Below are 26,034 nucleotides of genomic sequence, written 5' to 3'. Positions count from 1 at the left end.
GGCATCGCGCTCAGGAGATGGCGAGCGCCGACGGGTCCGGCGCCAGGACGGCATCGCCCTTGTCACGGGCGGCCAGCTCGATGCCCTCGCTCTCCAGCAGGAACGCCAGCGCCTCCTCCAGCAGGGCCCGGGCTTCGGCCGTCATGGCGTGCAGGCGCGCATGCACGGCGGCATCCTGGGCATGGCGATGCTCGCAGGCAAGACTGTACTGCTCGAACGCACCCAGACGGGACACCAGTTCGACGAGATGGTGCGGACATTCGCACGGTAGGTGGATTTCCCGATTGGCGATCTCGGCCAGGGTCGCGGCATCGAAGCGGGGCGGCGCCACGGGGCGCGGCACAGCCAGGATGGCCGTCTCGGGCGGTGTCTCGGCGGCGACCGGCAGGCAGGCCCCCAGCAACAGCTCGGGGGTCAGTGGCGCCCGCAGCGTCTGGATTCCGCGCTGATGCAAGCGTTCGAGCACGGTTCTTGCCGAGAAGGCATAGACGACCACGATGCGGCGCGTCCGGAGCTGGGCCGGGAGTTCCAGCAGACGGCCGAGCCGATCGGCGGAAAGCGCCGGAAATTCGACGATGGCGATGTCGGCCTGCCGTTCCCGTCCCTCGCGCAGGAAGTCGGACCAGAGCGTATGGGCGGCACGGATGTCGAGGGCGGACAATGGCCCCGACCAGTGACGCAGCTGGTGCGGCAGGGCGTCGCCGTAGGCGATGACCGAGACACGGCGCCCGGCGTCAGGCTCCAGCCCCGCGGCGAGCAGGCCCTGCTGCTGGAACTCGGCATGCACCGCCAGCCGGCTGCGCAACTCCGCCTCGGGCAGGTGCACGATCGAGCCCACCGGCTCGCCGCGCTCGACCAGCTGCTTGATCAGCAGCAGCCGCGAGACATCCTCCCGCGTGTAGAAGCGCCGGTTCTGGGCCGAGCGCCGCGGACAGACGGCACCATAACGACGCTCCCAGACGCGCAGGGTGTCCATGGGAATGCCGGTCAGCCGCGAGACGGTGCCGATGCCGAAGGAAGAACCCGTAATGGAGACAGTCAAGCGACCTCCGTTGAACAAAAACTACAGGATTCAGTCTGACGGCATGCTACGCAAAGTCATTGTCCTTGACAACAGATTGACAGGACCGGGCCAAGATGGGTTAATAATGGACAACATATGGACATGGCTCGCTGGATTGACAGCCAAGCGCAGACGGCGTGAAGCCGCTCTACCCGTTCTAGACAGGCAGGGATTGCCAGGATCGACAAGACGTTGAGGTTGCGGAGTTCATCTCCGCGTTTTTGGATACCAAAGAGGAAGAGACATGAAAGACATGACGAAGAACATCCTCCTGTGGGTCGTCATCGCGTTCGCGCTGCTGTCGATGTTCAATTACTTCAGTCCCCGGGGCAAGACAGACCCGGCCATGACCTACACCAATTTCATCGCCGCCATCAACCAGGGCAGCATCCGCCAGGTCAACATCGAGGGCGATGTGATCAGCGGCATGACCACCGATGGCGACCGCTTCATGACCTATAACCCGGGCGATCCCCACCTGGTCGACGACCTGCTGAAGAACCATGTGGACATCAAGGTCGTTCCCCCGGAACGTCCCTCCTTCCTGACCCAGCTGTTCATGGCCACCTTCCCCATGCTGCTGCTGATCGGCGTCTGGATCTACTTCATGCGGCGCATGCAGGGCGGTGCCGGCGGCGGAGCGATGAACTTCGGCAAGAACAAGGCCAAGCTGATCGAGGAGGACAAGGTCAAGGTCACCTTCGCCGATGTCGCCGGCTGCGACGAGGCCAAAGAAGATGTGCAGGAAATGGTCGACTTCCTGCGCGACCCGACCAAGTTCCAGAAGCTGGGCGGCATGATCCCGCGCGGCGCCCTCATGGTCGGCCCGCCCGGCACCGGCAAGACCCTGCTGGCCCGCGCCATTGCCGGCGAGGCCAAAGTTCCCTTCTTCTCGATCTCCGGCTCCGACTTCGTGGAAATGTTCGTCGGCGTCGGCGCCTCCCGCGTCCGCAGCATGTTCGAGGAGGCCAAGAAGCGCGCCCCCTGCATCATCTTCATCGACGAGATTGACGCCGTCGGCCGCCAGCGCGGTGCCGGCCTCGGCGGTGGTCACGACGAGCGCGAGCAGACCCTCAACCAGCTGCTGGTGGAAATGGACGGCTTCAGCGGCAACGAGGGCATCATCATCATCGCCGCCACCAACCGGCCCGACGTACTGGACAAGGCGCTGCTGCGTCCCGGCCGCTTCGACCGCCAGATCACCGTCGGCCTGCCCGACCTGCGCGGCCGCCAGCAGATTCTGGGCGTACACATGAAGCGCGTGCCGGTGGCCGGCAACGTCGAGACCGAATGGCTGGCGCGCGGCACCCCGGGCTTCTCCGGCGCCGATCTGGCCAACCTGGTCAACGAGGCCGCCCTGTTCGCCGCCCGCCGCAACAAGAAGCAGGTGGAGATGGATGACTTCGAGAAGGCCAAGGACAAGATCCTCATGGGCGCCGAGCGCAAGACGGCGGTCATGAGCGAGGAGGAGAAGCTGGTGACGGCCTATCACGAGGCCGGCCATGCCATCGTCGGCCGGCTGGTGCCGGATCATGATCCGGTCTACAAGGTCAGCATCATCCCGCGCGGACGCGCCCTGGGCATCACCATGTTCCTGCCCGAGAAGGATCAGTACAGCATGAGCAAGCAGAAGCTGGAAAGCCAGATTTCCAGCCTCTACGGCGGTCGCCTGGCCGAGGAAATCATCTTCGGCACCGAAAAAGTCACCACCGGCGCCCAGAACGACATCGAGCGCGCCACCCAGCTGGCCCGCAACATGGTCACCCGCTGGGGCCTGTCGGAGCGACTGGGGCCGCTGGCCTACAGCGAGGAGCAGGGCGAAGTCTTCCTCGGCCGCTCGGTCACCCAGACCAAGTCGGTGTCCGAGGAGACCGCGCACCTGATCGACGAGGAGATCCGCTCGGTGATCGACCGCAACTACGAGCGTGCCGATCGCCTGCTGCGCGAGAACCTCGACAAGATGCACCTGATGGCCGAGGCGCTGATGAAGTACGAGACCATCGACCGTCATCAGATCGACCAGATCATGGAAGGGCGCGTGCCCAGCCCGCCGAAGGACTGGATCAACACGCCGCCGAGCAACGCCGGCAGCGAGGGCGGTTCGCCGTCCGAACCGGTCGAGATCGGCCCGATCGGCAAGGCTGCGACCTCGCACTGAGCCCCTGCCCGTCCCAGGCCCGCCGGAGCCCGCTCCGGCGGGCTTTTTCATGCCCGGCGCCCCGTTTGCCGGCGGCACCGGCAGCCGCCACGGTCAAACCGGTTAAAATGGCCGCCCCGAATCCACCGTGCCGCCATGTCCAAGTCCAACCGTCCCGAACCCGCCGCGACCGCCGTCCAGGACGAGGCCATGGCTGTCGCCCGCGGCATCCAGAAACCCGGACAGACCAAGGAACAGACACGGCTGATCGCCCAGGGTATCGCCAAGGGGATCGAACAGTACAAGCGCCAGCAGAGCGCCAAGGCCCGGGAGCGCGACAAGGCCCGCAAGCGTCTGGACAAACAGCGTCACCAGGCAGCCGCCGGTCACGGCGCGCCCTTGCACGAGGATGCCGAAGACGGGCTGGCCTCCGGTTCCGATCCGGTCATGGCCCTCCGCGTGGCTGCCTGGCTGTTCACGCTGATGGCGCTGCTGCATGGGCTGCGCCTCCTGGCCGGCTGGCCGGTCGTCATCGCCGGCTGGAACGTTCCCGCGTGGCTGTCCGGCCTTGCCGTCCCGCTGCTCGCCACCCTGGCCTTCTGGCTTTTCCGCGGCGCCCGCCGCCTCTGCTAAACCCTCGGACCCACCCCCATGAAACTACTGTCCATCATCATCCTGGTCTTCCTGATCGCCAGCATGTCCTACCTGATGTTCGGCAAGCTCGGCATCCCCGACGGCGTGAGCGCGGTGCAGAACTTCGACGCCAAGCGGTTCGCCGGCACCTGGTACGAGATCGCCCGCCTGGACCATGGCTTCGAAAAGGGCATGAGCCACGTGACCGCCGACTACCAGCCCAGGGACGATGGCGGCTTCCGCGTCGTCAACAAGGGCTTCAACACCAAGACCGGCCACTGGGAATCCAACGAGGCCAAGGCCTTCTTCATCGATACGCCGGATGTCGGGCGCCTCAAGGTCTCCTTCTTCGGCCCCTTCTACGGCAGCTACAACGTCATCGACCTGGATCCGGAAAACTATCGCTACGCCATGGTGACCGGCCCCAACACCCGCTTCTTCTGGATTCTGTCGCGCGACAAGACGCTGGACAACCCGACCATGCAGCGGCTGGTACAGAAGGCCATCGGCCTCGGCTTCAAGCTGGAAAAACTGGTCTACGTGGACCAGAAGGACGAGACGGTGCCGGCACCGGGAGCGGCGCCGGCCGCCCCCGCGCCGGCGCCATGACAGCCCGCGCCGGGCGCCAGCCGGCAGCGCTCACACGCGGCTGACCCGACGCTCCCGCCAGCCGGCAACCAGCCCCGCGGCCAGCGCCAGCCACAGCAGAGCGGGCACCGCCCAGTAGGCGTGCTGGTAGACCGTGGGCGCCGGCACCCGCACGAAGGGCACGTCGTAGACGCCGGCCCAGGGCTCATGCAGCGGCGATTGCCGCAACACCTCGCCGCTGGCCAGGCCGACGGTCGAGATGCCGGTATTGGTGGCGCGCAGCACCGGTCGCCGCAGTTCCACCCCGCGCGCCAGCGTCATCATCATGTGCTGCCAGGGCTCCTGCCAGCTGCCGTACCAGGAATCGTTGGTGGTGTTGACGATGAACTGCGCCCCGAGGTCGGCCAGGGCGCGGCTGAAATCGGGGAACAGGCTCTCGTAGCAGACCTGCGGCCCCATGCGCAGCCCGTTCCACTCCAGCAGCACGGTGGGCCCCGGCCCGCGCGCGAACTGCCCGGTGGGCGGCAGCCAGGAGCGGAGCTGCGGAAACCAGCTCTCCCCGGGGATGTACTCGCCGAACGCCAGCAGCCGTGTCTTGCTGTAATGGGGCGGCACGATCTCGCCGTCCTGATCCAGCATGAACAGGGAATTGGTCAGCAGCCGTGAGGCGAAATCCACCCCGTAGGCGCCGGTCACCAGCGCCAGCCGGCGCTGGCGGAGAAACTCGCGCAATCTTTCGCTGTAGGGACTCGGGTTGAGGTCTTCCCCCAGCAGGGCCGGAAAGGCGGTTTCCGGCCACAGGGCGAAATCGATCGGGCGCACCTCGCCCGCCAGTGCCGCATCGGTCGCCTTCAGGTAGCGGTCGAGAATGGCCTGCTGATAGCCCTTGCCGAGTTCGGCCGAGATTTTCTCGAAATTGCCGACATTGCCCTGCACCAGCAGCACCCGCAGCAGGCCATCCGGCTGCGGCAGGCGCTGCTTGAGCCACAGCCCGCCCAGATTCAGGAGCGCGAAAGCCACGACGACGCCCGCCAGCAGCCGGCGGCCCCGCGCCTCGCGCCGCTGCCGCCAGGCCAGCAGCAGCGGCCAGTTGGCCAGCAGCGTTGCTGCGCTGAGGCCGCTGAAGCCGACGATCTCGGCCCAGTGATACAGGGGCACCTGGCTGCCGTACCAGGAATAGCCGAAGTTCCAGTCGAACAGGGTCGGCGAATTGGCCTCGCAGAGCACCGTGATCAGGGCCATCAGCGCCAGCGACAGGCCGGGCCGCCAGCGGAAGCGGCGCTGCCCGAGAAACCACAGCAGTCCCGCCAGCGGCACAAACAGGTGCGCCAGCAGCGCGAACAGCAGCATCCCCAGCACGGCCACCGGCCAGTCCAGCTGGCCGAATTCGTGCAGCACGTAGGTAACCCAGTTGAAACCGATGAGGGTGAAGACGAACGCGGTCAGAAAGCCCCCCAGAACCACTTCCCGCCAGCGCGCCTGGCGTTGCCAGAACAGCCACAGCGGCACGAAGCAGAACAGCGAGGCCCAGGGCGGAAACGGAATGTAGCTGGTGCCGATGAACACGCCGGACAGGACCGGCAGCCACCAGTGACGGGCGGAGGGCTTCATGGGCTGGTACGCGAGAAACGGGGTTGTGTGCGGTTGCGTGCAGAGGCGGAAACGGGACCTGAGGTCGGCAACCGGGCTGGCGACCCCGGCTGCCGGAAGCGTGGCATGCGCCTGGGGCAGGCGTCGCCGGCCCTCAAAGCCGCTCGCGGACGATCGTCGCGATCTCCGTATCGTCGAGCTCCACCGGATTGGTCTTCATGCTCGCGCCGCGCGCATTGGCGACGATACGCGGCAGGTCCGGCTCGCCGACGCCGAAATGCGCCAGGCGCGGCAGGCGCAGGCGGACCGTCCACTCCGACAGGGTCTCCAGCAGCGCCGCCCGCGCCGCGGGCGCATCCAGCCCCGGGCGGCCCACGAGCCAGCGACCGACATCGGCATACCTGGCCAGCGCCGGGGACACCGGCGCGCGCGCCTGCAGGGCAGTCAGGTTGACCGCGGTCGCCGCCGCCAGCAGCGTGCCACAGACCACCCCGTGCGGAATCGGGAACAGCGATCCCAGGGGCTGGGCCAGGCCATGCACCGAACCCAGTCCCGTCTGCGCCAGGCAGATACCGGACAGCAGCGCCGCATAGGCCATCCGCGCGCGGGCCTCGGCCGCCTCCGGACCGGCCTCGTACCAGGGCAGCAGGCCTTCGATCGCCGCCCGCAGGCCCGATTCCGCCAGGGCATCGGTCAGGGGATTGGCGCGCAGCGAGACATAGGCCTCCAGCAACTGCGTGAAGGCATCCATGCCATTGGCGGCAATCAGCTCGGGCGGACAGCCGGCCAGCAGATCGGGATCGACGATGGCATGCGTGGCCACCAGCCGATCGTCGCGGAACGACTTCTTGAAACCGTCGGCCCCCTGGCGCGTCAGCACCGCGTTGCGGGTGGCCTCGGAACCGGTGCCCGCCGTGGTCGGGACGGCGACAAAGGGCGTTGCCGGCCCCCGGTAAGGCCGCTCGGGCCCGACCCCTTCCAGGTGCTGCATGACGCTGTTGCCCGGTTTCAGCAGGCCGGCGATGGCCTTGGCGGCGTCGAGGACGCTGCCGCCGCCGATACCGATCACGGCATCGATGCCGGCCGGACCCCAGATCCTGACGGCCTCGTCCACCGCCTCCGGGGCTGGCTCGCCGGTGATCCGCAACAGCTCCCATTCGAGGTCGCCTGCCTGCAAGGCGTGTTGCAGGGCTTCCCAGGACGGCGAAGAGACAAACGACTGTCCGCCGGTGACGATCAGGAGTCGATGCCCGAAGGCGCGGGCGATGTCGGGCAAGGCGACCAGGCGCCCCGGGCCGAATTCGATGCGCGGCAGGCGGCCGATCGAGAACGGCTGCATGCCCTCAGCCCGCCGGGTAGAGGCCCTGCATGGGCACGCCCTGCCGCGGCCGGGCCATCATCTCGGCGACGGTATCGCGCCAGGCGGCGTAGTGCGGCGTCTGCTTGTGCGCCGCCGCGTCCTCGGCGCTGGCATAGGCCTCATAGAGGATGAAATGCGTGACGTCGGCGGGATCCTGCAGCACGTCGAAGCGCCGGTTGCCGGGCTCCCGCACCGAGGCTTCATGGTTCAGCCGGGTCGCGGCCAGGAAGGCCGGAACCGATTCGGGTTTGACATGGACATGGACGAGGGTGACATGCATGGTGATGGCCGTTTGCTGGATGGGGTGTGTGACAACGGGGGACGGAGCCCCTGCGCCGGCGTGAGGGCTGCCGCCCGTCTCCCGGCACCCCGCCGGTGGGAAATGCCGGCCCTGGCCCGGCGTATCGCGGCGGCCGGAAGGACCCGGCCGAGGTGCGCCTGTCGGGCCGGTGAGACCGGCGCCTATTTTCGCCTACCTTGTCCCCTCAGGTCGAATGGCGGGACACGCCAGGCCGGCTTTCGCGTCCCGCATGGCGCGGGCGGAAGCCCGGCTCGGGTGGCCTCCACACCCTGCGGGCAACATGCGGGGAAAACCGTCCGTCCCCTGCGGGCCGGCTGGCGAGGGCGCCCGCAGGGCACATGCGCGATGCGGGAACGATAGCGGCGCGAGATTACCGCGGGAAGACACCCGGGCTACGCGGCCCGGCGGGTTCGGGGATGGCGACGTCGCCCGGCTGGCGTGCGCTGCCGGGCGAGTGCGCCGAGGCGTCGCTGCAGGCCTACTGCCTGACGCCGCTGGTGGTACCCGATACCGCGCCGTCCTGGGCCTGGAAGCGGCCGGCATACATCTGCTTGTCGCGCGTCACCTGCACCTGGGCGGCCAGGCCGCCGACGCTCAGGTTGATGTCCGCGCTACAGTTGCGGTTGACCTTGAAGGTACCCTCGGTGGCAATCTGGGGCGTGTTGAAGGTCACGAATTCGCAGTAGCTGCCCAGGTCCATGCGGACGTTTCCAGCCTTGTCGACCACCAGCCGGCACTGGCCGACGTGCGCACCCTCCTGGACGATGAAGGCCGACTGATAGGTGATCCAGGTCCCCTCACATCCTGCTGGGTGCAGACGGCGCTGGCCGGCCCGCTCAGCAGCAGGGCGGCAGGCAGGGAGAGGAAGGTCAACAGGGAGCTTTTCATGATGTGGTTTTTCCTTGGACGTCGTTGTTGTTGTAAGGCTGCTGGCCATGCGGCCACCCCCTCACCGCGATAGCAAAAGTCACGCCATCGACAGGACGGGCCGGCCTGACCCGGGCCGGCGAACCCCGGATGGCGCGCCTGGGCCAAATGCCGCAGTCGCTGCGCCATTTGCCGCATCGCCCCACGGCATTCGCGGCAGCAGGCACCCGCCGCCACCGTGTCCGACCGCTCGCGGGTAGCGGGCTGCTAAAATGGCGGCTTTTTGGGAAACCGTCTTGAAGCGCCCCAGCCAGCTCTTTACCCGGCCTCTCCGCTGGCGGCGGGCATGTCCCGGCTCATCGGCGAGCGCCGCCGCCCCGGGCGAGCTGCAATCCTGGCTGCAGGAAGCGGGCTCGCTGACCCTGCGCCTGCGGCGGCTGTGCGGCGACAGTTTCAGGCTGGTCGTGCTGGACCAGGCCTGGCAAAAGCCGTTCGCGGAAGAGGCACGCTTGCTGCGTCTGCGACCGGGCCAGCGTGCGCTGGTGCGCGAAGTCAGCCTGCAGGATACCGACCGGCCGCTGGTGGTGGCCCGCAGCATCATCCCCCTGCATACCCTGCATGGCGCGGATCGGCGTCTGGCACGGCTCGGCAACCGCCCGCTGGGGCATCTCCTGTTTGCCGATCCCCGGCTGCAACGGCTGGACCTGCACGTCACCCGCGTCGAGCCGGCACAGCGGCTCGCCGGCGCCTTCGACAGCGGTTCGGCGCCCATCTGGGGTCGCCGCTCGCTCTACAGTCTGGGCAGGGATCACACCCTGCTGGTTGCGGAATTCTTTCTGCCCGAACTCATGCAGCTCACTGCCAGGACCCTGCCGCCATGAACACACCTGCCACGCCCGGCTGGCGCCGCCAGCTCGATGCCTACTGGCGCCTGATGCGCCTGGACAAGCCGATCGGCATCTTCCTGCTGCTGTGGCCGGCGCTGTGGGCGCTGTGGATCGCGGGGTCGGGACATCCGCAGGCCCGGGTCGTGGCTGTCATCGTGCTGGGCACGGTGCTGATGCGCTCGGCGGGCTGCGTGATCAACGACTATGCCGACCGCGATTTCGACCCGCATGTGGAACGCACCCGCCTGCGCCCCATCGCCGCGGGCGAGGTGAAGCCCCGCGAGGCGCTGTGGCTGTTCGTCGGCCTGTGCCTGCTGTCACTGGCCCTGGTCCTGTTCATGAACCCCCTGACCATCGCCCTGGCGGTGCCCGGCGCCTTCCTGGCCGCCAGCTATCCCTTCACCAAGCGCTACACGCATCTGCCGCAGGCCTACCTGGGCGTGGCGTTCGGCTGGGCGGTACCGATGAGCTTTGCCGCCGAGACCGGCGGCATCCCGGCGCTGGGCTGGCTGCTGTTCCTGGCCGCCATCCTCTGGGCGCTGGTCTACGACACCCAGTACGCCATGGTCGATCGCGACGACGACCTGAAGATCGGCGTCAAGTCGACCGCCATCCTGTTCGGCCGCCACGACCGGCTGATCATCGGCCTGTTGCAGGCCGGCCTGCTGGCGGTGCTCCATGCCGTCGGCCGCAACGCCGGCCTGGGCCTGCCCTACCAGCTGGGCTTGCTGGCCGGGGGCGGGCTGTTCGCCTACCAGCAGTGGCTGACCTGGAACCGGGAACGGTCCGCCTGCTTTCGCGCCTTTCTCAACAATCACTGGTTCGGCGCCACCCTCTTCGCCGGCATCGCACTGGATTACGCGCTGCGCTGATGGGCCCCGGCGGCTGACGGCGGCGAGAGGTGGCCCGGCGGCGGCATCGCGCCTTGGCGCCCCCACCGGTACCCAGAAGTCGACCGCGCCGACACGCCTTGACCTGAATGGCTCTGGATTCCTCGTGGAACGGCTAGGCCAGGGGCAATACCGTCGGTACCGGCCTCGACCTGCGGCGGGCACCCGAGCGACTCCGGCCACCAAGGGATCAGCCGACGGATCATCCGGATTGCCGGCTTAGTCGGGATGCCTGACCCAGATCATGTTCAGCGGTTGTGCCGATGAAGGGTGCCAACAACGTCATGCCACCTGGATATCCCCCACCCGCCCCTCTCCCCTCCCCTCAGGCAGACGGCGCGAGAGTGGCATGACCTTGTTGACTGGCGGTAACCCGGAAGCCCCAGTTCGCAAGCCCATAAGACAAGTCATGTTGCGTGCAGGATGAGAGATCCGAATCTTTATAATGCCGAAGTCTCGGCCGGCTCCCTGATGTTGCCGGAAAGCCGGCGCATAGCCGCCTTCATGCTAACCGACCCGGATCAGGCGGCTTGGCGACGGGCATTCAGCCTCGAGGAAAACCTTCTCCAAAAAAACAAGCCTGCGACCGCCAGGCGGATAGCCCGTCTTATCCGCAACCGATTTGCGGGTGCCCGCCAAGAGACGTTACGGCTGGTGGCCGAGGGCACCAGAGAAGTGGCTTTGCAAATCCTGTTTGCCTGCGCCGTCAAGCACAGCCGTTTGCTGGGTGATTATCTGAACGATGTCTATCGCGAACGGCTCCGTCGACTGGAAAGGACGCTGGATGCGAAAAGCTGGGGAGATTTCCTTGTTGAGTGCGAACATCGGGATCCGATCGTCTCCGAATGGTCGGAGAGCACCCGCAAGAAGGTTTTCCAGGTAGTCGTTCGCATTCTCGCGGAAGCCGGTTACCTGAAATCGACCCGGGGCCTGGAACTGACGGTTCCCCACGTGCACCCGCTCGTTGCAAGACACCTCAACAGCCTCGGCTGGGGCGACATTCTCGCCATCATGGAGATAGAAACTTGAGTGGCAGCTTCAAAGATCGGCTGAACGGCATCCTGCCAAAATTGACGTCTCCGGACTTTCTCCGGAATCAAGGCCTGGGCAATGAGATCGGCTTCTGGATCTTTGATTACCCGCCAGAGGAGGAAATGGCCATGCGTGCTTTTCTTCGCGAGGTAGTAATGCCCGCTTTGGAAAAGCACCAACCGGCCATTCGCAGTTCCGCCGTCAACCTCTTCGATCTGACCATCGGGCTGCTGGAGGATCGCAGACTGCTGGACAGGGCGCTGGACATGCAGCGCACCCAGGGCGACGCCAAAACCCTGGAGTCTCTCCGCAGGGTTCTCAAGGAAGATCGGCTGGCCGAACGGCTGGTGGCCCGGCATGACATCAGCCATCTCGACTTGCTGATGCTGTGGAACGTCGGGGCGGCATATCCGATGATCCGCACCCACACGCTGCTGTCCGCCCTGCATCCGCTCATGAAAGACACGCCGCTGGTCATGTTCTTTCCCGGCAAGTATGACGGCTACTCCCTGCGACTCTTCAACAAGCTGTCGGAAGACCACTATTACCGGGCCTTCCGACTGATCCCCTAATCCTGGACGAGCCAAGACGGAAAACCGGACCATGAACATCAGGGAACTCTTCACCAAACCCATCGACCGCCCGATCAATGGCGTCATCAAGGCCGATCAGCGCGACGCCGAAAGCATCTGGCAGGAACTTGATGAATACGTTGTCACCCGGCAGCTCACCGAATACTTCCGGCGCTTCTTTGATGCCTATTTGGCGGCGGCCGACCATCCCAACGACCCGGTGCTCTCCGCCCGCATGGGTGTCTGGGTGTCCGGATTCTTCGGGTCGGGCAAGTCCCATTTCATCAAGATCCTCTCCTACCTGCTGGAAAACATCCAGGCGATCAACCCGAAGAATGGCACGACGAAGCGGGCGGCCGATTTCTTTGATCAATCCAAGATCAGGGACCCCATGCTCCTCGCCGATCTGCAGCGTGCCACCCGGGGCAATGCGGATGTGATGCTCTTCAACATCGATGCCAAGGCCGATAGCAAGTCTGATCGCGACGTGATCCTGCAAGTCTTCCTGCGCGTCTTCAACGAAAAGCTCGGCTACAGCGGCGATGCGCCGCATGTCGCCGACATGGAGCGTTACCTGGTCAGCAAGGGCGTCTACGACACCTTCAAAACCGCCTTTGCCGAGAAGAATGGCTCGACCTGGGATGCCGAACGCGATGCGGTGGATTTTCTCCGCGACGATGTCGTCGCAGCCCTGGCCAAGGCCCTGAATCAATCAGAGGCCTCGGCCGCCGCCTGGTTCGACAATGCCCGCGACACCTTCCGGATCAACATCGAGGGTCTGGCCCGAATGATCCGGGATTATCTGGAAACCCGGCCAGCGGGTCACCGCATCATCTTCCTGGTCGACGAGGTCGGGCAATTCATCGGCGACAACACCCAGCTCATGCTCACGCTGCAAACCATCACCGAGCAGCTGGGCACCCTCTGTCAGGGCCGCGCCTGGGTCATCGTCACCAGCCAGGAAGACATCGATGCCGCCATCGGCGAAGCCAACAAGGCCAGGTCGCAGGATTTTTCCAAGATTCAGGGGCGCTTCCACACCCGCCTGTCGCTGGCCAGTTCCAATACCGACGAGGTGATCAGCGAGCGGCTGCTGGCCAAAACCGAAGCGGCGCATGGTGCCTTGCGTGATCGCTTTGAGCGTAAAGGCGACATCATCAACAACCAGCTGGCCTTCATCGGCAACTCGGTCACCATGAAGAGTTACCAGGATGCCGCCGAGTTTGTCGCCTGCTATCCCTTTGCGCCCTACCAGTTTGCGCTGCTGCAGAAGATCTTCGAATCGATTCGCAAGGTCGGCGCCACCGGCAAGCACCTGTCCAAGGGCGAACGCTCCCTGCTCGACGCCTTTCAGTCGGCCGCCGTGCGCAACGCGGATCGCGACATCGACGCGCTGGTCCCGCTCCATGACTTCTATCCCAGCATCGAAAGTTTCATCGATACCAGCGCCAAGCGCTCCATCGATGAGGCCCCCGGCAATTCCGCCCTCGAAGCCTTCGATGTCCTGTTGCTCAAGGCCCTGTTCCTGATCCGCCATATCCCGGACATCATCAAGCCCAACATCGATAACCTGGCGACTCTTTGCGTCGACCAGATCGACACCGACAAACTCTCGCTCAAGCGCGGCATTCAGGAAAGTCTGGCTCGCCTGGAGCAGCAGCGGCTGGTCAGCCGCAATGGCGATCTCTGGTTTTTCCTTACCAACGAGGAGCGGGATGTCGCCCGCGAAATTGGCCACATCGACATTTCCGCCAGCGAGAAATCAAGGCTGTTGAGCGAACTGGTGTTTGACGACCTTCTCGGCGGCCAGACCAAGGTCCGGCACCGGGACACCAGGGCCGATTACGAATTCAACCGTCTGCTCGACGGCGTGCCCTGGAAGCACGCCAGCCATGCGCTCAGTCTTGACGTCGTGACCCCGCTGGGCGATGACGACGAAACCCTCACCGATGCCAAATGCGTCCTGCGCAGTGCCGAGTCCGGTGGCCGCGCCCTCATCCGCATGGCGGAAGGCGAGCGGCTGGACATCGAGCTGACGCTTTACCTGCAAATCGAGAAATACATCGAAAGTCCCAAGGCCAGCACCGCCGCCGCCAGCCTCAGGCGCATCCTCATGGATCGCAAGGACGAGAACCGCGAACGCCGGGCCCGCCTGCTCGCGCAATTGCGCGAGATGCTGCTGACCGGCGACGTTTACGCGCTGGGCCAGAAGCCTCGGATCAAGGCCGGAACGCCGGCCATCCTGCTCGACGAGCTGGTGAACTACCTGATTGCCAACACCTACACCAAGCTCCCCTATCTGAAGGTCAGGCAGGCCGATCCCATCGCCGAAATCAAGGCCGTGCTGGCCATCAATGACATCGGCCAGTTCACCCTCTACCCGGATGGCGAGGAAGGCAACCCGCTCGCGATCAAGGAGCTGCGCGAGTACCTCCTGCTCAAGGCCAGTGCCGAGCGCGTGCTTCTGTCGGATGTGGTCGACCGTTTCACCGGCAGTCCCTGGGGCTGGAAGCCGGAATGGGAAGTCGTGCTGCTGGTGGCGCGTCTGTTCATGGCCGGTGAAATCAAACTGGTCTGTGAAGGCAACGATCTCGACCCCAAAAGCGCCGTCGACCCACTCACCAAATCCGTGCGCTTCAGGCAGGTGTCCATCCTCAAGAAGAAGGTGCCGGACACCGCCGCGATCAACCGTGCCCGCGACCTGTACAAGCAACTGTTCTCCAGAATCGCCCGTGAAGACACCGATGGCCTGATCGCGGATTTTCGTGCCGCCCTGGGTGATTGGCAGTCCGCTCTTGCCAGCCACCAGCAAACCGCCGCCATCAAGTACCACCCCGGCAAGGATGTCATCGACGCCGCCATGACCCGCATCGGCAGGCAACTGGCGATCCGTGACGCCTTCGGGTTCATTGACGCCATGCTGACCGCCAGACATGACTGGCTGGACACCAGCGACGACATCCACGACGTCGTGAGTTTCTACAAGACCCAATTGCCGACGTGGCGCAAACTGCTGGAGGCGCTGACGGGATTTGGCGACAACCGCGACCTGCTGCTCAAGGCATCCGCCAGCGCGGCCGCCTTGGCCGAGTTGGAAGCGATTCGGGAGAACCCGGCACCTTACGGACAGGTGTCACGGATCGACGGGTTGATCAAGACCGTCGATTCGGTGAACGAGGCCGCAGCCCAGGACAAGCGGGAACAGGCGCTGAAATCCATCGACGCCCAGCTGGCCGAGGTCGGGAAATCCCTGGATCAGGTCCAGGCCGACGCTGATCTGCGCAACAAGGCGCTGCACCCGCTCCAGGATCTGAAAACCCGGGTAGCGGGCTTGTCCAGCATTCCGAAAATCCTTTACCTGCAGGAACAGGGCGGCACTCTGCTCGACGACGCTATGCTCGTCATCCAGTCCGCGTTGGCGAAACCCGTGTCGCCACCCGGGCCAGGTAAACCGGCAACCCCACCGACACCGCCCGTGCCGCAACCCAAGCTATCCCAAGTGATCCGCGCCGCCGAGTTATCGCCTACGATCTACCTGGAAACCGAGGCTGAGGTCGAAGTCTTTGTGGCCAGACTCAAGGCAGAGTTACTCGACGCCATCCAGTCCGGAAAGCGCGCCCGCATCCAATAAGCAGTCCCCATGAACAAAGCCAAGCTCAAGACCTACGCCCCGCAGGCGCGCAAGGATTTCATCGCCGCCGTGACGGCGCGGGCCCATCAGTTGGGTATCTCGGAAACGAACGACCAGCTCGACATCGCCCCCGCCGAGAAAACCGGCGACCTCGTACTGATTGCCGGGCAGGCCTGGCCGGGCAAGGTATATCCGCAACGCGAGCGGCTGATTCAGCGCCTGCAGAAGGACGGCTTTGCCCACACCCTGGACGCCATCGCCTACACCTGGTTCAACCGCTTCGCCGCGCTGCGCTACATGGAGATCCATGACTATCTCGGCCACGGCCATCGCGTGCTGTCCAGCCGCGAAGGCGGCTTGCCGGACATTCTGGCCCACGCCACCGAACTGGTCGGCGTGCTCCCCGGCCTCAAAGCCCAGCCCGTTGCCGACATGAAACTGGCCGGCAATCAGGACGGCGAGCTCTACCGCCTGCTGCTGGTCGCCCAGTGCAACGCGCTCAGTGCCGCCATGCCCTTCCTCTTCGAGCGCATCGACGACGAAACCGAGCTGCTGCTGCCCGACAACCTGCTGCGCACCGACTCCGTCATCGCCAAGCTGGTCGCCGAGATCCCGGAAGAAGACTGGGCCGAGGTCGAGATCATTGGCTGGCTCTACCAGTTCTACATCAGCGAGAAGAAGGACCAGGTCATCGGCAAGGTGGTTAGAGCTGAGGACATCCCCGCCGCCACGCAGCTTTTTACGCCCAACTGGATCGTCCAGTACCTGGTGCAGAACAGCGTCGGCCGCCTCTGGTTGATGGCCAACCCAGCGTCGAGCCTCAAGAGCCAGTGGCCGTATTACATCGAGCCGGCCGAGCAAACCCCCGAGGTCAACGCCCAACTCGACGCCCTCATCCAGACCCGCATGGCCGAGGACGGCGGCAGCCTGAATCCCGAATCCATCACCGTGCTCGACCCCGCCTGCGGCTCCGGCCACATACTGGTCGAAGCCTACGCGCTGCTCAAAGGCATCTACCTCGAACGCGGTTACCGCCTGCGCGACATCCCGCGCCTGATCCTGGACAAGAACCTCTACGGCCTCGACATCGACGACCGCGCCGCGCAGCTCGCCGGCTTCGCGCTGCTGATGAAGGCACGCGCCGACGACCGCCGCCTGTTCAACGACCCGCCCCGGCTCAATGTGCTGAGCCTGCAGGAGAGCAAGGGGCTGGACCTGGACGAACTCGCCACCCACCTTGCGCCCTTTGGCGTGCAGCGCAGCACCGTCAAGACGCTGCTCGACACCTTCCAACACGCCAAAACCTTCGGCTCGCTGATCCAGATTCCGGACGCGCTGAACGCGCAACTGCCGGCGCTGGCGGAGGCCTTGGGGAAGGCGAACGAGACCGGAGATCTGTATGCGCAGGCGGCGGCGCAGGATTTGATGGCGCTGGTGGAGCAGGCGAGGGTGCTGGGGCGGAAGTTCGATGCGGTGGTGGCGAACCCGCCGTATATGGGGAGCAAGTACCTGACGCCCGTGCTGAAAAGCTACCTGAAGGCCCACTATGCAGGATATGAGAAGGACCTGTTTTCGGCCTTCATGATACGTGATTTATCTCTTGCGAAACCTACCGGCCAGCTTGGATTCATGTCGCCATTCGTATGGATGTTCATTTCATCCTACGAAGAACTCCGCAGCCATTTCATCGACCACGCCACCTTGGCAACATTAGTGCAACTAGAATACTCCGGCTTTGATGGTGCAACGGTGCCCATTTGCACCTTCACGATAAGTAAGCAACATCTAGCGCAATTTATCGGCTCCTATGTGCGCCTGTCAGATTTCAAGGGTGCAGACCAGCAGGGGCCGAAAACGCTAGAGGCGATTCAGAATAAGAACTGCGACTGGCGCTACACTGCCAAGCCAGATGACTTCAAGAAAATTCCAGGAAGTCCTTTGGCATACTGGGTAAGTGAGCGAGTTTTGCATGCGTTCGAGGTAGGGCGGTCCCTGGATTCAGACTGTTCAACGAGAAAGGGGATGGCAACTGGGCTGAATGCGGAATTTGTTCGTGCTTGGCATGAAGTGTCGGTCAACCACGTGGGAGTTGGTAAGACCAGAATTGAAGCCAAAAACTCAGGTTTAAAGTGGTTCCCATATGCAAATGGTGGCGCATACCGCAAGTGGTACGGTCACTACGATGACATCGTGAATTGGCAGTTAGACGGAAAGCGATTGCAAACGGAGGAGCATGAAAGCGGACGCATTCGTGCTGTTAATCTGAATCTGGAATTCATCTTCAAACCTGGTCTGTCATGGACGTCGATAACGAGCGGCCTTTTTTCGATACGCCACCTGCCAAAAGGGTTTCTTTTTAGCTCTGCATCGAATGCACTATTCTGCTCAGATGAGCACCGTGTTGAACTGTATCTGGCACTACTTAATTCCAAGGTTCATGCGGCTCTAGCCAAGGTCTTGAACCCGACGCTAAACGCGAATCCAGGAGATATTGGAAGAATACCAGTTGCACCTAGCCTTGGAGTAGCTTCAGCGAGGCAGCTAATAGATATCTCAAAATGGGACTGGAATGCCTATGAGCGCTCTTGGGACTTCCGTACTCTGCCCCTACTGGGTGCAGAGGGCGGTCTCGCCCAGACTCTCGAATCAAGCTACACCGCTTGGATCGCACAAAACCACGCCACCATCGCCGAGATGCAGCGGCTCGAAGTGGAAAACAACCGCATCTTCATCGATGCTTACGGTCTCGCTGACGAGCTGGCACCAGACGTCCCTATCGAACAAATCACCCTGACGGTGAACCCCGCTTATCGCTACGGCGGCACTCTCACCGAAGAGGAGCAATGGACTCGCTTCCGTCAAGACACCGTGGCGGAACTTATCTCCTACGCCATCGGCTGCATGATGGGCCGCTACAGCCTCGACGAACCCGGCCTGATCTACGCTCACGCCGGCAACGAGGGCTTCGATGCGACCCGCTACAAGACCTTCCCGGCCGACGCAGACGGCATCGTGCCGATCACCGACGAGTTCTGGTTCGAGGACGACGCGGCCCACCGCGTGCACGAGTTCCTGCGCGCCGTGTGGGGCGCCGACACGCTGGACGAGAACATGGCCTGGCTCGCCGAGAGCCTGGGCCCCAAAGTCAGTGAAACGCCGGACGAGACGATCCGCCGCTATCTGGCCGACAAGTTCTTCAAGGACCACCTGCAAACCTACAAGAAGCGCCCGATCTACTGGCTGTTCTCCAGCGGCAAACAGGGCGCCTTCCAGGCGCTGGTCTACCTGCACCGCTACCACGAAGGCACACTCGCCCGCCTGCGCGCGGAATACGTCGTGCCCCTCACCGGCAAGCTCCAGGCCCGCATCGACATGCTGGAAAAAGACGCAGAATCAGCGTCGACCGCAACACGCAACAAAATCAACAAGCAGATCGAAAAACTACGCAAAAAACACGTCGAACTCCTCGCCTACGACGAAAAGCTCCGCCACCACGCCGACCTGCGCATCCAGCTCGACCTGGATGACGGGGTGAAGGTGAACTACGGCAAGTTCGGGGATTTGCTGGCAGAGGTGAAGGCGGTGACGGGTGGGGCGGGCGATGAGTGAGCCGGCCATGACCAACCCGCTGACGCTGCAGCCCGACGCCCTGGCCGACTACCAGGCGTGGCTGAACACCATCAAGCAGCGTGTCGTCTCGGCGCGACTGCGCATGGCGCTCTCGGCCAATCGCGAGCTGATCCTGTTCTACTGGGAGTTGGGGGCGATGCTTGCCCACCAACAGGCACACCGCCAATGGGGAGACAAACTCATTCCTCAACTCTCGGCGGATCTACAGAGGGCATTTCCTGACATCAAGGGGCTGTCGACGTCCAACCTGAAGTATTGCCTGCGCTTTTTCCAGTTCTATGGACAGGCGGGCGAGGCCGCGGCGCCAGACAGCAGCGGTCTGCCATTTGGTCAACAGGCTGTTGACCAAATCCCCTGGGGCCACAACATCCAGATCTTCACCAAGTGCAACAGCGTGGACGAGGCCCGGTTTTACATCGAGCATACGCTCGCCCACGGCTGGAGCCGCGATGTGCTGGCACTTCAACTCAAGAGCCGATTGCACGCCCGTGCCGGCAAGGCGGTGACCAACTTCTCCCGCACCTTGCCCCCGCCCCAGTCCGACCTGGCCCAGCAGACCCTGAAGGACCCGTACACCTTCGACTTCATGGCCATGCCCGAGCCCTACAACGAGCGGGACGTCGAGCGCCAACTCACCCGGCACATCACCCAGTTTCTGCTGGAGCTGGGCAAGGGCTTTGCCTTCATCGGCCGTCAGTTCCACATGGAAATCGCCGGTAACGATTACTACATCGATTTGCTCTTCTACCACGTGACACTGAAATGCTATGTGGTGGTGGAACTGAAGAACCGCAAATTCATCCCGGAATATGCCGGCAAGCTCAATTTCTACCTCTCGGCCGTCGATAGCCTGCTCAAACGCGAAGACGATCAACCCACCATTGGCCTGCTGTTGTGCCGCGACAAGAACAACATCGAGGTGGAGTTTGCCCTGCGCGACATGAACAAACCGATGGGTGTGAGCGAATACACTCTGGCGGAAGCCTTGCCCGATAACCTGAAGGGTGCATTGCCGACGGTGGAAGAAATTGAACAGGATTTGCGGCAGTTGCAGGAAATTGGGGACGGACATGCATAACGGGTCCATGCAACCGCACATTTCACCCTCAACTGACTATGCTTGTTGGCTCACTGACCTCAAGCAGCGCATCCAGTCGGCCCAGCAGCGCGCTGTCCTCTCGGTCAACCGCGAACTGATCCTGCTCTATTGGCACATCGGCCGCGACATCCTTGAACGCCAACAGGCCCAAGGCTGGGGCGCCAAGGTGATTGAGCAACTGGCAAAGGACCTCCAGGCCGCCTTTCCCGACATGAAGGGTTTTTCCCGCCGGAACCTCCTGTACATGCGCAGTTTTGCCGAGGCCTGGCCAGACCCTGAATGTGTGCAAGAGGTGCTTGCACCATTACCCTGGTACCATCAGGTCACCTTGCTCGACAAGCTGAAGACCCGCCCGGAGCGGGAATGGTATCTCGCCAAGGCCATCGAGAACGGCTGGTCCCGCAACGTGATGTGGCACCACATCTCGACCGCACTGCATCTGCGTTCCGGCAACGCCGTGACCAATTTCGAGCAGCGCTTGCCGTCGCCGGATTCGGAACTGGCCCAACAAACCCTGAAGGATCCCTACCTGTTCGACTTTCTCGGCGTGTCCGAGAAAGCGCTGGAACGAGAGATCGAGGGGGCCATGGTGCGTCATGTCACCCGGCTGCTGATGGAGCTGGGCGAGGGCTTTGCCTTCGCCGGCCGCCAGGTTCACCTGGAAGTCGATGGCGAGGACTTCTACGTCGATCTGTTGTTCTACAACTACCGCCTGCACCGCTTCCTGGTGGTGGAACTCAAGGGCGGCGCCTTCAAGCCGGAACACGCCGGCCGGCTCAATTTTTATGTCACCCTGGTCGATGAGCATCTGAAGGGCGCTGACGACCAACCCACCATCGGCCTGCTTCTGTGCAAGCAGCAACATCGCATCGTCGCCGAATATGCCCTGCGTGGCATGACCCAGCCCATTGGGGTGGCCGAATACAAGCTGCAATTGCCGGATGATCTGGCGCGTTACTTTCCGAGCATTGATCAGATCGAGGCCGAGTTGCAGGACGAGGCCAGCCCGAACGAGGAAAGCAACCCTTCATGACCCAACCCCGCATCATCGCCGCTCTCGGCAACCTGTTTGCCACGCATGCCGTGGTGTTCTGGCATGATCCCGATGGCGAGTTCGTGTCCTCCGTCGCTGAGTTGACGCCCGAGGGCATAAGCTTGCTGAGCATGGATGCCATGCCCGCCCTCGGCATCAAGATTCAACTGGAGCGGGCCAGCCCGGGCGAGCGGTTCCTGCTGTACGGCACGAAACCCGAGCCGGAACCGGCGCATGACTGGTTGCTCGACGTGCGACTGCGCAGCAAGGCTTTTCGGGCCGACCATGCTTCGCTGCTGCTGGAGGATCTGGGGCTGGTCAGTCAGCAGTTGCGGGATCATCTCAAGGCCCGATCCGTGTTCCTGGGCGGTCGGGATCGGGTCGAGCGCCTGAAGCGGTTGGTCTTGCCGCAAGACACCGCCGAGGATCTGGACCGGAAGATGATTGCCGTGCTGGTCAAGGCGGAACCGGCTGACCTCAGTGCCATTCTTTTGCGTCTGTTCGCGGGCATGGTTGTGGATGGGGTGGCCCATATCGATGCCGAGTCCAAGGCATGGAGCGAAATCGTGGGCAATGATCTGGAGCCGGCCTTCTGGTCGCTGATCTCGGCTGCGTTCGGCTACCGAGGAGATCAACCGTCACTGCGGGACTTGCTGTTCCGCATGCTGGTGACGGATTTTGCCCGGGCGTTGCGGTCGGCGTTGCCGGCCCAGCTCGGCCATTTCGTTCTGACCGATGCGGCGCGGGCGGCCAATGCCTGCGTATTTGCCTCGGGGTGGCGTTCGCATCTGCAACACTTCACCAGCTACGACGCACTGTCCGGCGCCGTGGGGCGGGAACTGGGCTTATCCGGGCTGCTGGCCCCACTCTCCGCCGACGACCTGCTGGAGGCCATGACCTTTGAGGAGGTCGAGCGGCGCATCATCCAGGACATCAAGGCGCGGATCATCGCTGGCGAGGGGGCTGACATGGATTCCTTGCGCGCCCTGATGGCCCGTCGCCGGGATGGACATTGGGCCAGCAAGTTGCTGGCCCATGCGAGCCCGACCACTCGCGCCCTGGCCGCCTGCTACGACGCACTGGAAGCGGGTGCCGCTTTCCTGGAGCTGGCGGCGCGGCACAAGGGTGGATTCAGTTTCGCCCACGCCGAAGCAGCCCTATCCGCCTACCGGGACGAACTGTTCCGTTTCGATCAGCTTTATCGTCAGATGAACCACGCCGCCGATGCGGTGGAGCCGATGGGCTGGGCGTTGCTGCACGAATTGCGTGAGCGCATCGAAAGCGCCTATTCCGGCTGGTTCATCCCGCAACTAGGCTCGGCCTGGAACCCGATCCTCGAAGGCGATGGCGGTTTGCTGGCGCTCTGGCAAGTGCCAGGCTGGATCAACCAGCAGGATTTCTATGCCAATCAGGTCAAGGTTCACCTCGACAGCGGCATCCGTCGGGTGTTCGTGGTGATTTCTGATGCCTTCCGCTATGAGGCCGCCGAGGAGCTGGCGCGGGACATCAACGGCAAGAGTCGGTTCAAGGCGTCCCTTGCCCCCATGCTGGGCGTGTTGCCCAGCTATACCGCCTTGGGCATGGCGGCCCTGTTGCCTCACGCGACGCTGAACTACAAACCGAACGCGAATCCGGATGTGGCGGTGGACGGGGCGATCGTCGCCACGGTGGAGCAACGCGGGCAGCAACTGGCCAAGGTCTCCGGCGTGGCGATCAAGGCGGATGAGTTATTGGCCCTGGGCAAGGACAAGGGACGCGAATTCGTCCGTGACCGGAAGGTGATTTACGTCTATCACGACAGGATCGACATGCTGGGCGACAAGCAGGGGTCCGAGCGGGAAACCTTCGACGCCGTGGCCCAGACGCTGGCGGAACTGAATCAGCTCACCAGCTTCATCGTCAACAGCCTGAACGGTTCACTGGTGCTAATCACGGCCGATCATGGCTTTCTCTATCAGGAATCCCCCCTGGAGGAGGCCGATAAATCCGCCCTGGGCGAGAAGCCGGAGGGTACCCTCAAGGTCAAGAAGCGGTACCTGCTGGGCCAGGGACTGGGTAGCCATCCGAAAGCCTGGTGCGGCAATACGGCAGTGACTGCCGGCACCTCGCCGGGCGAGGGCAGCATGGACTTCCTTGTCCCACGCGGTGCAGCGCGCTTTCACTTTGCCGGCGGCGCCCGTTTTGTCCATGGCAGTGCCATGCCGCAGGAAATCGTCATTCCGGTGATCACCGTGCGCGAGAGTGAGAAGGAATCCGCCAGGACCCGTTCCGTGGAATTCAGCCTACTGGGCGCATCAAACAAGGTTGTGACGAATAAGCAACGGTTCGAGTTTATCCAGACCGAACCGGTTTCCGAGCGGGTTTTGCCGCGCTGCGTGCTGATCTCTCTGCGTGACGGTGAGGAGCCGATCAGCGATGAGGTATCGGTGACGTTTGACAGTACCTCCAACCTGATGGACGAGCGCAAGCGCTCCGTGATCCTGACGGTGAAGTCCGGAGACTACGACAAGACCCGCGACTACTTCCTGATCGCACGCGATACCCAGACCAGGGTGGAGGTGATCCGCTTGCCGGTGAAAGTCGACCTGGCCTTCGCCAACGATTTTTGAGACTGAACCGTGACTGAAACACTGCAATCCGAGGCCAGCGTCGATACCCTGCTGAATACCCACTTTGCCGGCAAGGTGGTGCGCAAGGATCTCACCAAGCTGATCAAGGAAGGGGCCAACGTCCCGGTCTATGTGCTGGAGTACCTGCTGGGCATGTATTGCGCATCCGACGACGAGGCGACTCTCGAGTCGGGGTTGAGCCATGTCAAGCGCATCCTGGCCGAGAATTACGTGCGCCCCGACGAGGCGGAGAAGATCAAGTCCAAGATCCGCGAGAGCGGCAGCTACAAGGTCATCGATAAGGTCACCGTCAAGCTCAACGAAAAGCGTGACGTTTACGAGGCGTTGCTCTCCAATCTGGGCGTGAAGAACGCCGAGATTTCCGACGCGTTCGTGCGCCAGTACGAAAAGCTGCTGGTGGGCGGCATCTGGTGCATCGTCACGCTGCATTATCGGTTCGAGGAGAATCAGAAGGGTTCACCGTTTCTGGTCACGGATCTGAAACCGATCCAGATGCCCAACATGGACATGCCGGGCCTGTTCGAGGGTCGCAAGGCGTTTACCGAGGAACTCTGGATCGATGCCCTGATTCGATCGACCGGCATGGAGCCGTCCTGTTTCAAGGAACGGGTGAAGTGGCACTTGCTGGCCCGCCTGATTCCGCTGGTGGAAAACAACTACAACTTCTGCGAGCTGGGGCCACGCGGCACCGGCAAGAGCCACATCTACAAGGAGATCAGCCCGAACAGCATCCTGGTGTCCGGCGGTCAGACCACGGTGGCCAACCTGTTCTACAACATGGGGGCCAGGAAAGTCGGCCTGGTGGGGCTCTGGGATACGGTGGCCTTCGACGAGGTGTCCGGCATCACCTTCAAGGATCATGACGGCGTCCAGATCATGAAGGATTACATGGCTTCCGGCTCCTTCTCGCGCGGACGCGAGTCGATCAACGCCAACGCCTCCCTGGTCTTCATCGGCAACATCAACCAGAGTGTCGAATCGCTGGTGAAAACATCGCACCTGCTGGCGCCATTCCCCGAGGCCATGATCGATTCGGCGTTCTTCGATCGTTTCCATGCCTACATCCCGGGTTGGGAAATCCCGAAGATGCGGCCGGAGTTCTTCACTAATCAGTACGGCTTGATCGTCGATTATCTGGCCGAGTACCTGCGGGAAATGCGCAAGGTCAATTTTGCGGATGCCATCGACAAGTGGTTCAGGCTGGGCAACAACCTGAACCAGCGCGACACCATCGCCGTGCGGCGGACCGTGTCGGGCCTATTGAAGCTGATCTGCCCGGCCGGCGACTATGGGAAGGAATCGGTCCGGAAGTGTCTGGAATATGCTCTGGAAACCCGTCGCCGGGTGAAGGAGCAGTTGAAGAAGATCGGCGGCATGGAGTTCTACGATGTCCACTTTTCCTATATCGATCTCGAGGACGGACAGGAGCGTTTCATCTCGGTGCCGGAACAATCCGGCGGCGCCCTGATTCCGGACGGGCGCCTGAATCCGGGAACGCTCCACACCATCAGCATGGGCACCGCCGAAATGCCGGGGACCTATCGGCTGGAAATTCAGAGCATTCCCGGCAGTGGCAAGATTTCGGCCTCCGGCTCGGCGCCCAGGGAGCCGGTCAGAGTGGCGCACGATTACTTCAAGGCTAATGCCTCGCGGGTGAGTGCCTCGATCAAGCCCGGCGAACTCGACTTCCACCTGCACCTGGTGGAACTGCAAAATGCCGGAGCTCCACAAGCCTTGACGCTGGCCAGCTTCATCGCGCTCTGTTCTGTCGCCCTGCGGAAACCCGTGCAGCCCCAGATGGTGATCATGGGCGACATGAGTCTCGGCGGTACCGTGGTGCAGGTGCGCAACCTGGCCGAGAGCCTGCAGGTCGCGTTTGATGCGGGCGCCAAAAGGCTGCTGCTGCCGATGTCCAGCGTCGTGGATATTCCGACGGTACCGGGCGAACTGTTTGCCAAATTTCAGACGAGTTTCTATTCGGATCCGCTAGACGCCGTCTTCAAGGCACTCGGGGTTGAATGAATCGGAAGACATGCGCCTGAAAGGCCCTCTCCGGCAAGGCGGTCGTCAAGCACGCGGCGGCACACATTC

General features: G+C 63.3%; 18 protein-coding genes. 13 read left to right on the top strand and 5 right to left on the bottom strand.

What is annotated here, in order from left to right:
• Positions 1–10: 10 nt before the first annotated feature.
• Complete coding sequence (locus ACYQ1H_RS01735; protein WP_460026327.1) at positions 11–1,042, bottom strand: MerR family transcriptional regulator; 1,032 nt, start codon at positions 1,040–1,042, stop codon at positions 11–13.
• Between the two features lie 265 nt (positions 1,043–1,307).
• Here ACYQ1H_RS01735 and ftsH point away from each other — a divergent pair, with 265 nt between their 5' ends.
• The 3 genes from ftsH to ACYQ1H_RS01720 all read left to right on the top strand — a co-directional run bounded on the left by ftsH (position 1,308) and on the right by ACYQ1H_RS01720 (position 4,442).
• A complete protein-coding gene (gene ftsH, locus ACYQ1H_RS01730; RefSeq protein WP_460026326.1) occupies positions 1,308–3,221 on the top strand; it encodes an ATP-dependent zinc metalloprotease FtsH in 1,914 nt (637 codons plus the stop codon).
• Between the two features lie 135 nt (positions 3,222–3,356).
• On the top strand, positions 3,357–3,833 hold the full coding sequence (locus ACYQ1H_RS01725) for a DUF2956 domain-containing protein (protein ID WP_460026325.1): 477 nt from the start codon (positions 3,357–3,359) through the stop codon (positions 3,831–3,833).
• A gap of 18 nt (positions 3,834–3,851) precedes the next feature.
• Positions 3,852–4,442, top strand: a complete 591-nt coding sequence (locus tag ACYQ1H_RS01720) for a lipocalin family protein (protein WP_460026324.1) — start codon at positions 3,852–3,854, stop codon at positions 4,440–4,442.
• Positions 4,443–4,472: 30 nt separating this feature from the next.
• Here ACYQ1H_RS01720 and lnt read toward each other — a convergent pair whose 3' ends face one another.
• The 4 genes from lnt to ACYQ1H_RS01700 all read right to left on the bottom strand — a co-directional run bounded on the left by lnt (position 4,473) and on the right by ACYQ1H_RS01700 (position 8,372).
• Positions 4,473–6,032 (bottom strand): apolipoprotein N-acyltransferase, encoded by a 1,560-nt coding sequence (gene lnt, locus ACYQ1H_RS01715; protein ID WP_460026323.1) that lies wholly within the window; start codon positions 6,030–6,032, stop codon positions 4,473–4,475.
• Positions 6,033–6,165: 133 nt separating this feature from the next.
• Positions 6,166–7,350: an iron-containing alcohol dehydrogenase gene (locus ACYQ1H_RS01710; RefSeq protein ID WP_460026322.1), complete on the bottom strand. Its 1,185-nt coding sequence runs from the start codon at positions 7,348–7,350 to the stop codon at positions 6,166–6,168.
• Between the two features lie 4 nt (positions 7,351–7,354).
• On the bottom strand, positions 7,355–7,651 hold the full coding sequence (locus ACYQ1H_RS01705; RefSeq protein ID WP_460026321.1) for an antibiotic biosynthesis monooxygenase: 297 nt from the start codon (positions 7,649–7,651) through the stop codon (positions 7,355–7,357).
• A 499-nt stretch (positions 7,652–8,150) separates the two neighbouring features.
• A complete protein-coding gene (locus tag ACYQ1H_RS01700) occupies positions 8,151–8,372 on the bottom strand; it encodes a hypothetical protein (protein ID WP_460026320.1) in 222 nt (73 codons plus the stop codon).
• A 463-nt stretch (positions 8,373–8,835) separates the two neighbouring features.
• Between ACYQ1H_RS01700 and ACYQ1H_RS01695 the strand changes: the two genes are divergently transcribed.
• The 10 genes from ACYQ1H_RS01695 to brxL all read left to right on the top strand — a co-directional run bounded on the left by ACYQ1H_RS01695 (position 8,836) and on the right by brxL (position 25,965).
• On the top strand, positions 8,836–9,420 hold the full coding sequence (locus tag ACYQ1H_RS01695; protein WP_460026319.1) for a chorismate--pyruvate lyase family protein: 585 nt from the start codon (positions 8,836–8,838) through the stop codon (positions 9,418–9,420).
• Positions 9,417–10,298 carry a 4-hydroxybenzoate octaprenyltransferase gene (gene ubiA / locus ACYQ1H_RS01690; protein ID WP_460026318.1) on the top strand — a complete coding sequence of 294 codons (882 nt, stop codon included), beginning with the start codon at positions 9,417–9,419 and terminating at the stop codon, positions 10,296–10,298. The genes ACYQ1H_RS01695 and ubiA overlap by 4 nt, the downstream gene beginning before the upstream one ends.
• A 441-nt stretch (positions 10,299–10,739) precedes the next feature.
• Positions 10,740–11,345 carry a DUF1819 family protein gene (locus ACYQ1H_RS01685; RefSeq protein ID WP_460026317.1) on the top strand — a complete coding sequence of 202 codons (606 nt, stop codon included), beginning with the start codon at positions 10,740–10,742 and terminating at the stop codon, positions 11,343–11,345.
• Between the two features lie 131 nt (positions 11,346–11,476).
• Positions 11,477–11,920, top strand: coding sequence for a DUF1788 domain-containing protein (locus tag ACYQ1H_RS01680; RefSeq protein WP_460026316.1), 444 nt, complete (start codon positions 11,477–11,479; stop codon positions 11,918–11,920).
• A 31-nt stretch (positions 11,921–11,951) separates the two neighbouring features.
• Complete coding sequence (gene brxC / locus ACYQ1H_RS01675) at positions 11,952–15,551, top strand: BREX system P-loop protein BrxC (RefSeq protein WP_460026315.1); 3,600 nt, start codon at positions 11,952–11,954, stop codon at positions 15,549–15,551.
• Positions 15,552–15,560: 9 nt separating this feature from the next.
• Entirely contained in the window at positions 15,561–19,160 is a 3,600-nt protein-coding gene (pglX, locus tag ACYQ1H_RS01670) for a BREX-1 system adenine-specific DNA-methyltransferase PglX (protein ID WP_460026314.1), read from the top strand.
• Positions 19,161–19,167: 7 nt separating this feature from the next.
• Positions 19,168–20,259 carry a PDDEXK nuclease domain-containing protein gene (locus ACYQ1H_RS01665; protein WP_460026313.1) on the top strand — a complete coding sequence of 364 codons (1,092 nt, stop codon included), beginning with the start codon at positions 19,168–19,170 and terminating at the stop codon, positions 20,257–20,259.
• A gap of 7 nt (positions 20,260–20,266) precedes the next feature.
• Entirely contained in the window at positions 20,267–21,313 is a 1,047-nt protein-coding gene (locus tag ACYQ1H_RS01660) for a PDDEXK nuclease domain-containing protein (protein WP_460026312.1), read from the top strand.
• Positions 21,310–23,922 (top strand): BREX-1 system phosphatase PglZ type A, encoded by a 2,613-nt coding sequence (gene pglZ, locus ACYQ1H_RS01655; protein ID WP_460026311.1) that lies wholly within the window; start codon positions 21,310–21,312, stop codon positions 23,920–23,922. Before ACYQ1H_RS01660 ends, pglZ begins: the two co-directional genes overlap by 4 nt.
• Positions 23,923–23,931: 9 nt before the next feature.
• The gene (gene brxL, locus ACYQ1H_RS01650) at positions 23,932–25,965 is read left to right on the top strand and encodes a protease Lon-related BREX system protein BrxL (RefSeq protein WP_460026310.1); all 2,034 of its coding nucleotides are present in this window, start codon (positions 23,932–23,934) and stop codon (positions 25,963–25,965) included.
• The last annotated feature ends 69 nt before the right edge of the window (positions 25,966–26,034 follow it).

It is taken from the genome of Methyloparacoccus murrellii (assembly GCF_054657115.1).
This window is presented reverse-complemented; position numbering and strand designations above follow the sequence as displayed.

What these genes read in the sequence shown, in the direction of transcription:
- ACYQ1H_RS01710 (WP_460026322.1), bottom strand. Translation starts at nt 7,350, where the DNA reads ATGCAGCCGTTCTCGATCGGCCGCCTGCCGCGCATCGAATTCGGCCCG.
- lnt (WP_460026323.1), bottom strand. Translation starts at nt 6,032, where the DNA reads ATGAAGCCCTCCGCCCGTCACTGGTGGCTGCCGGTCCTGTCCGGCGTG.
- ACYQ1H_RS01700 (WP_460026320.1), bottom strand. Translation starts at nt 8,372, where the DNA reads ATGGACCTGGGCAGCTACTGCGAATTCGTGACCTTCAACACGCCCCAG.
- ACYQ1H_RS01705 (WP_460026321.1), bottom strand. Translation starts at nt 7,651, where the DNA reads ATGCATGTCACCCTCGTCCATGTCCATGTCAAACCCGAATCGGTTCCG.
- ubiA (WP_460026318.1), top strand. Translation starts at nt 9,417, where the DNA reads ATGAACACACCTGCCACGCCCGGCTGGCGCCGCCAGCTCGATGCCTAC.
- ACYQ1H_RS01685 (WP_460026317.1), top strand. Translation starts at nt 10,740, where the DNA reads ATGAGAGATCCGAATCTTTATAATGCCGAAGTCTCGGCCGGCTCCCTG.
- pglZ (WP_460026311.1), top strand. Translation starts at nt 21,310, where the DNA reads ATGACCCAACCCCGCATCATCGCCGCTCTCGGCAACCTGTTTGCCACG.
- ACYQ1H_RS01720 (WP_460026324.1), top strand. Translation starts at nt 3,852, where the DNA reads ATGAAACTACTGTCCATCATCATCCTGGTCTTCCTGATCGCCAGCATG.
- ACYQ1H_RS01660 (WP_460026312.1), top strand. Translation starts at nt 20,267, where the DNA reads ATGCAACCGCACATTTCACCCTCAACTGACTATGCTTGTTGGCTCACT.
- brxC (WP_460026315.1), top strand. Translation starts at nt 11,952, where the DNA reads ATGAACATCAGGGAACTCTTCACCAAACCCATCGACCGCCCGATCAAT.
- ACYQ1H_RS01665 (WP_460026313.1), top strand. Translation starts at nt 19,168, where the DNA reads ATGACCAACCCGCTGACGCTGCAGCCCGACGCCCTGGCCGACTACCAG.
- ACYQ1H_RS01680 (WP_460026316.1), top strand. Translation starts at nt 11,477, where the DNA reads ATGCGTGCTTTTCTTCGCGAGGTAGTAATGCCCGCTTTGGAAAAGCAC.
- pglX (WP_460026314.1), top strand. Translation starts at nt 15,561, where the DNA reads ATGAACAAAGCCAAGCTCAAGACCTACGCCCCGCAGGCGCGCAAGGAT.
- ftsH (WP_460026326.1), top strand. Translation starts at nt 1,308, where the DNA reads ATGAAAGACATGACGAAGAACATCCTCCTGTGGGTCGTCATCGCGTTC.
- ACYQ1H_RS01725 (WP_460026325.1), top strand. Translation starts at nt 3,357, where the DNA reads ATGTCCAAGTCCAACCGTCCCGAACCCGCCGCGACCGCCGTCCAGGAC.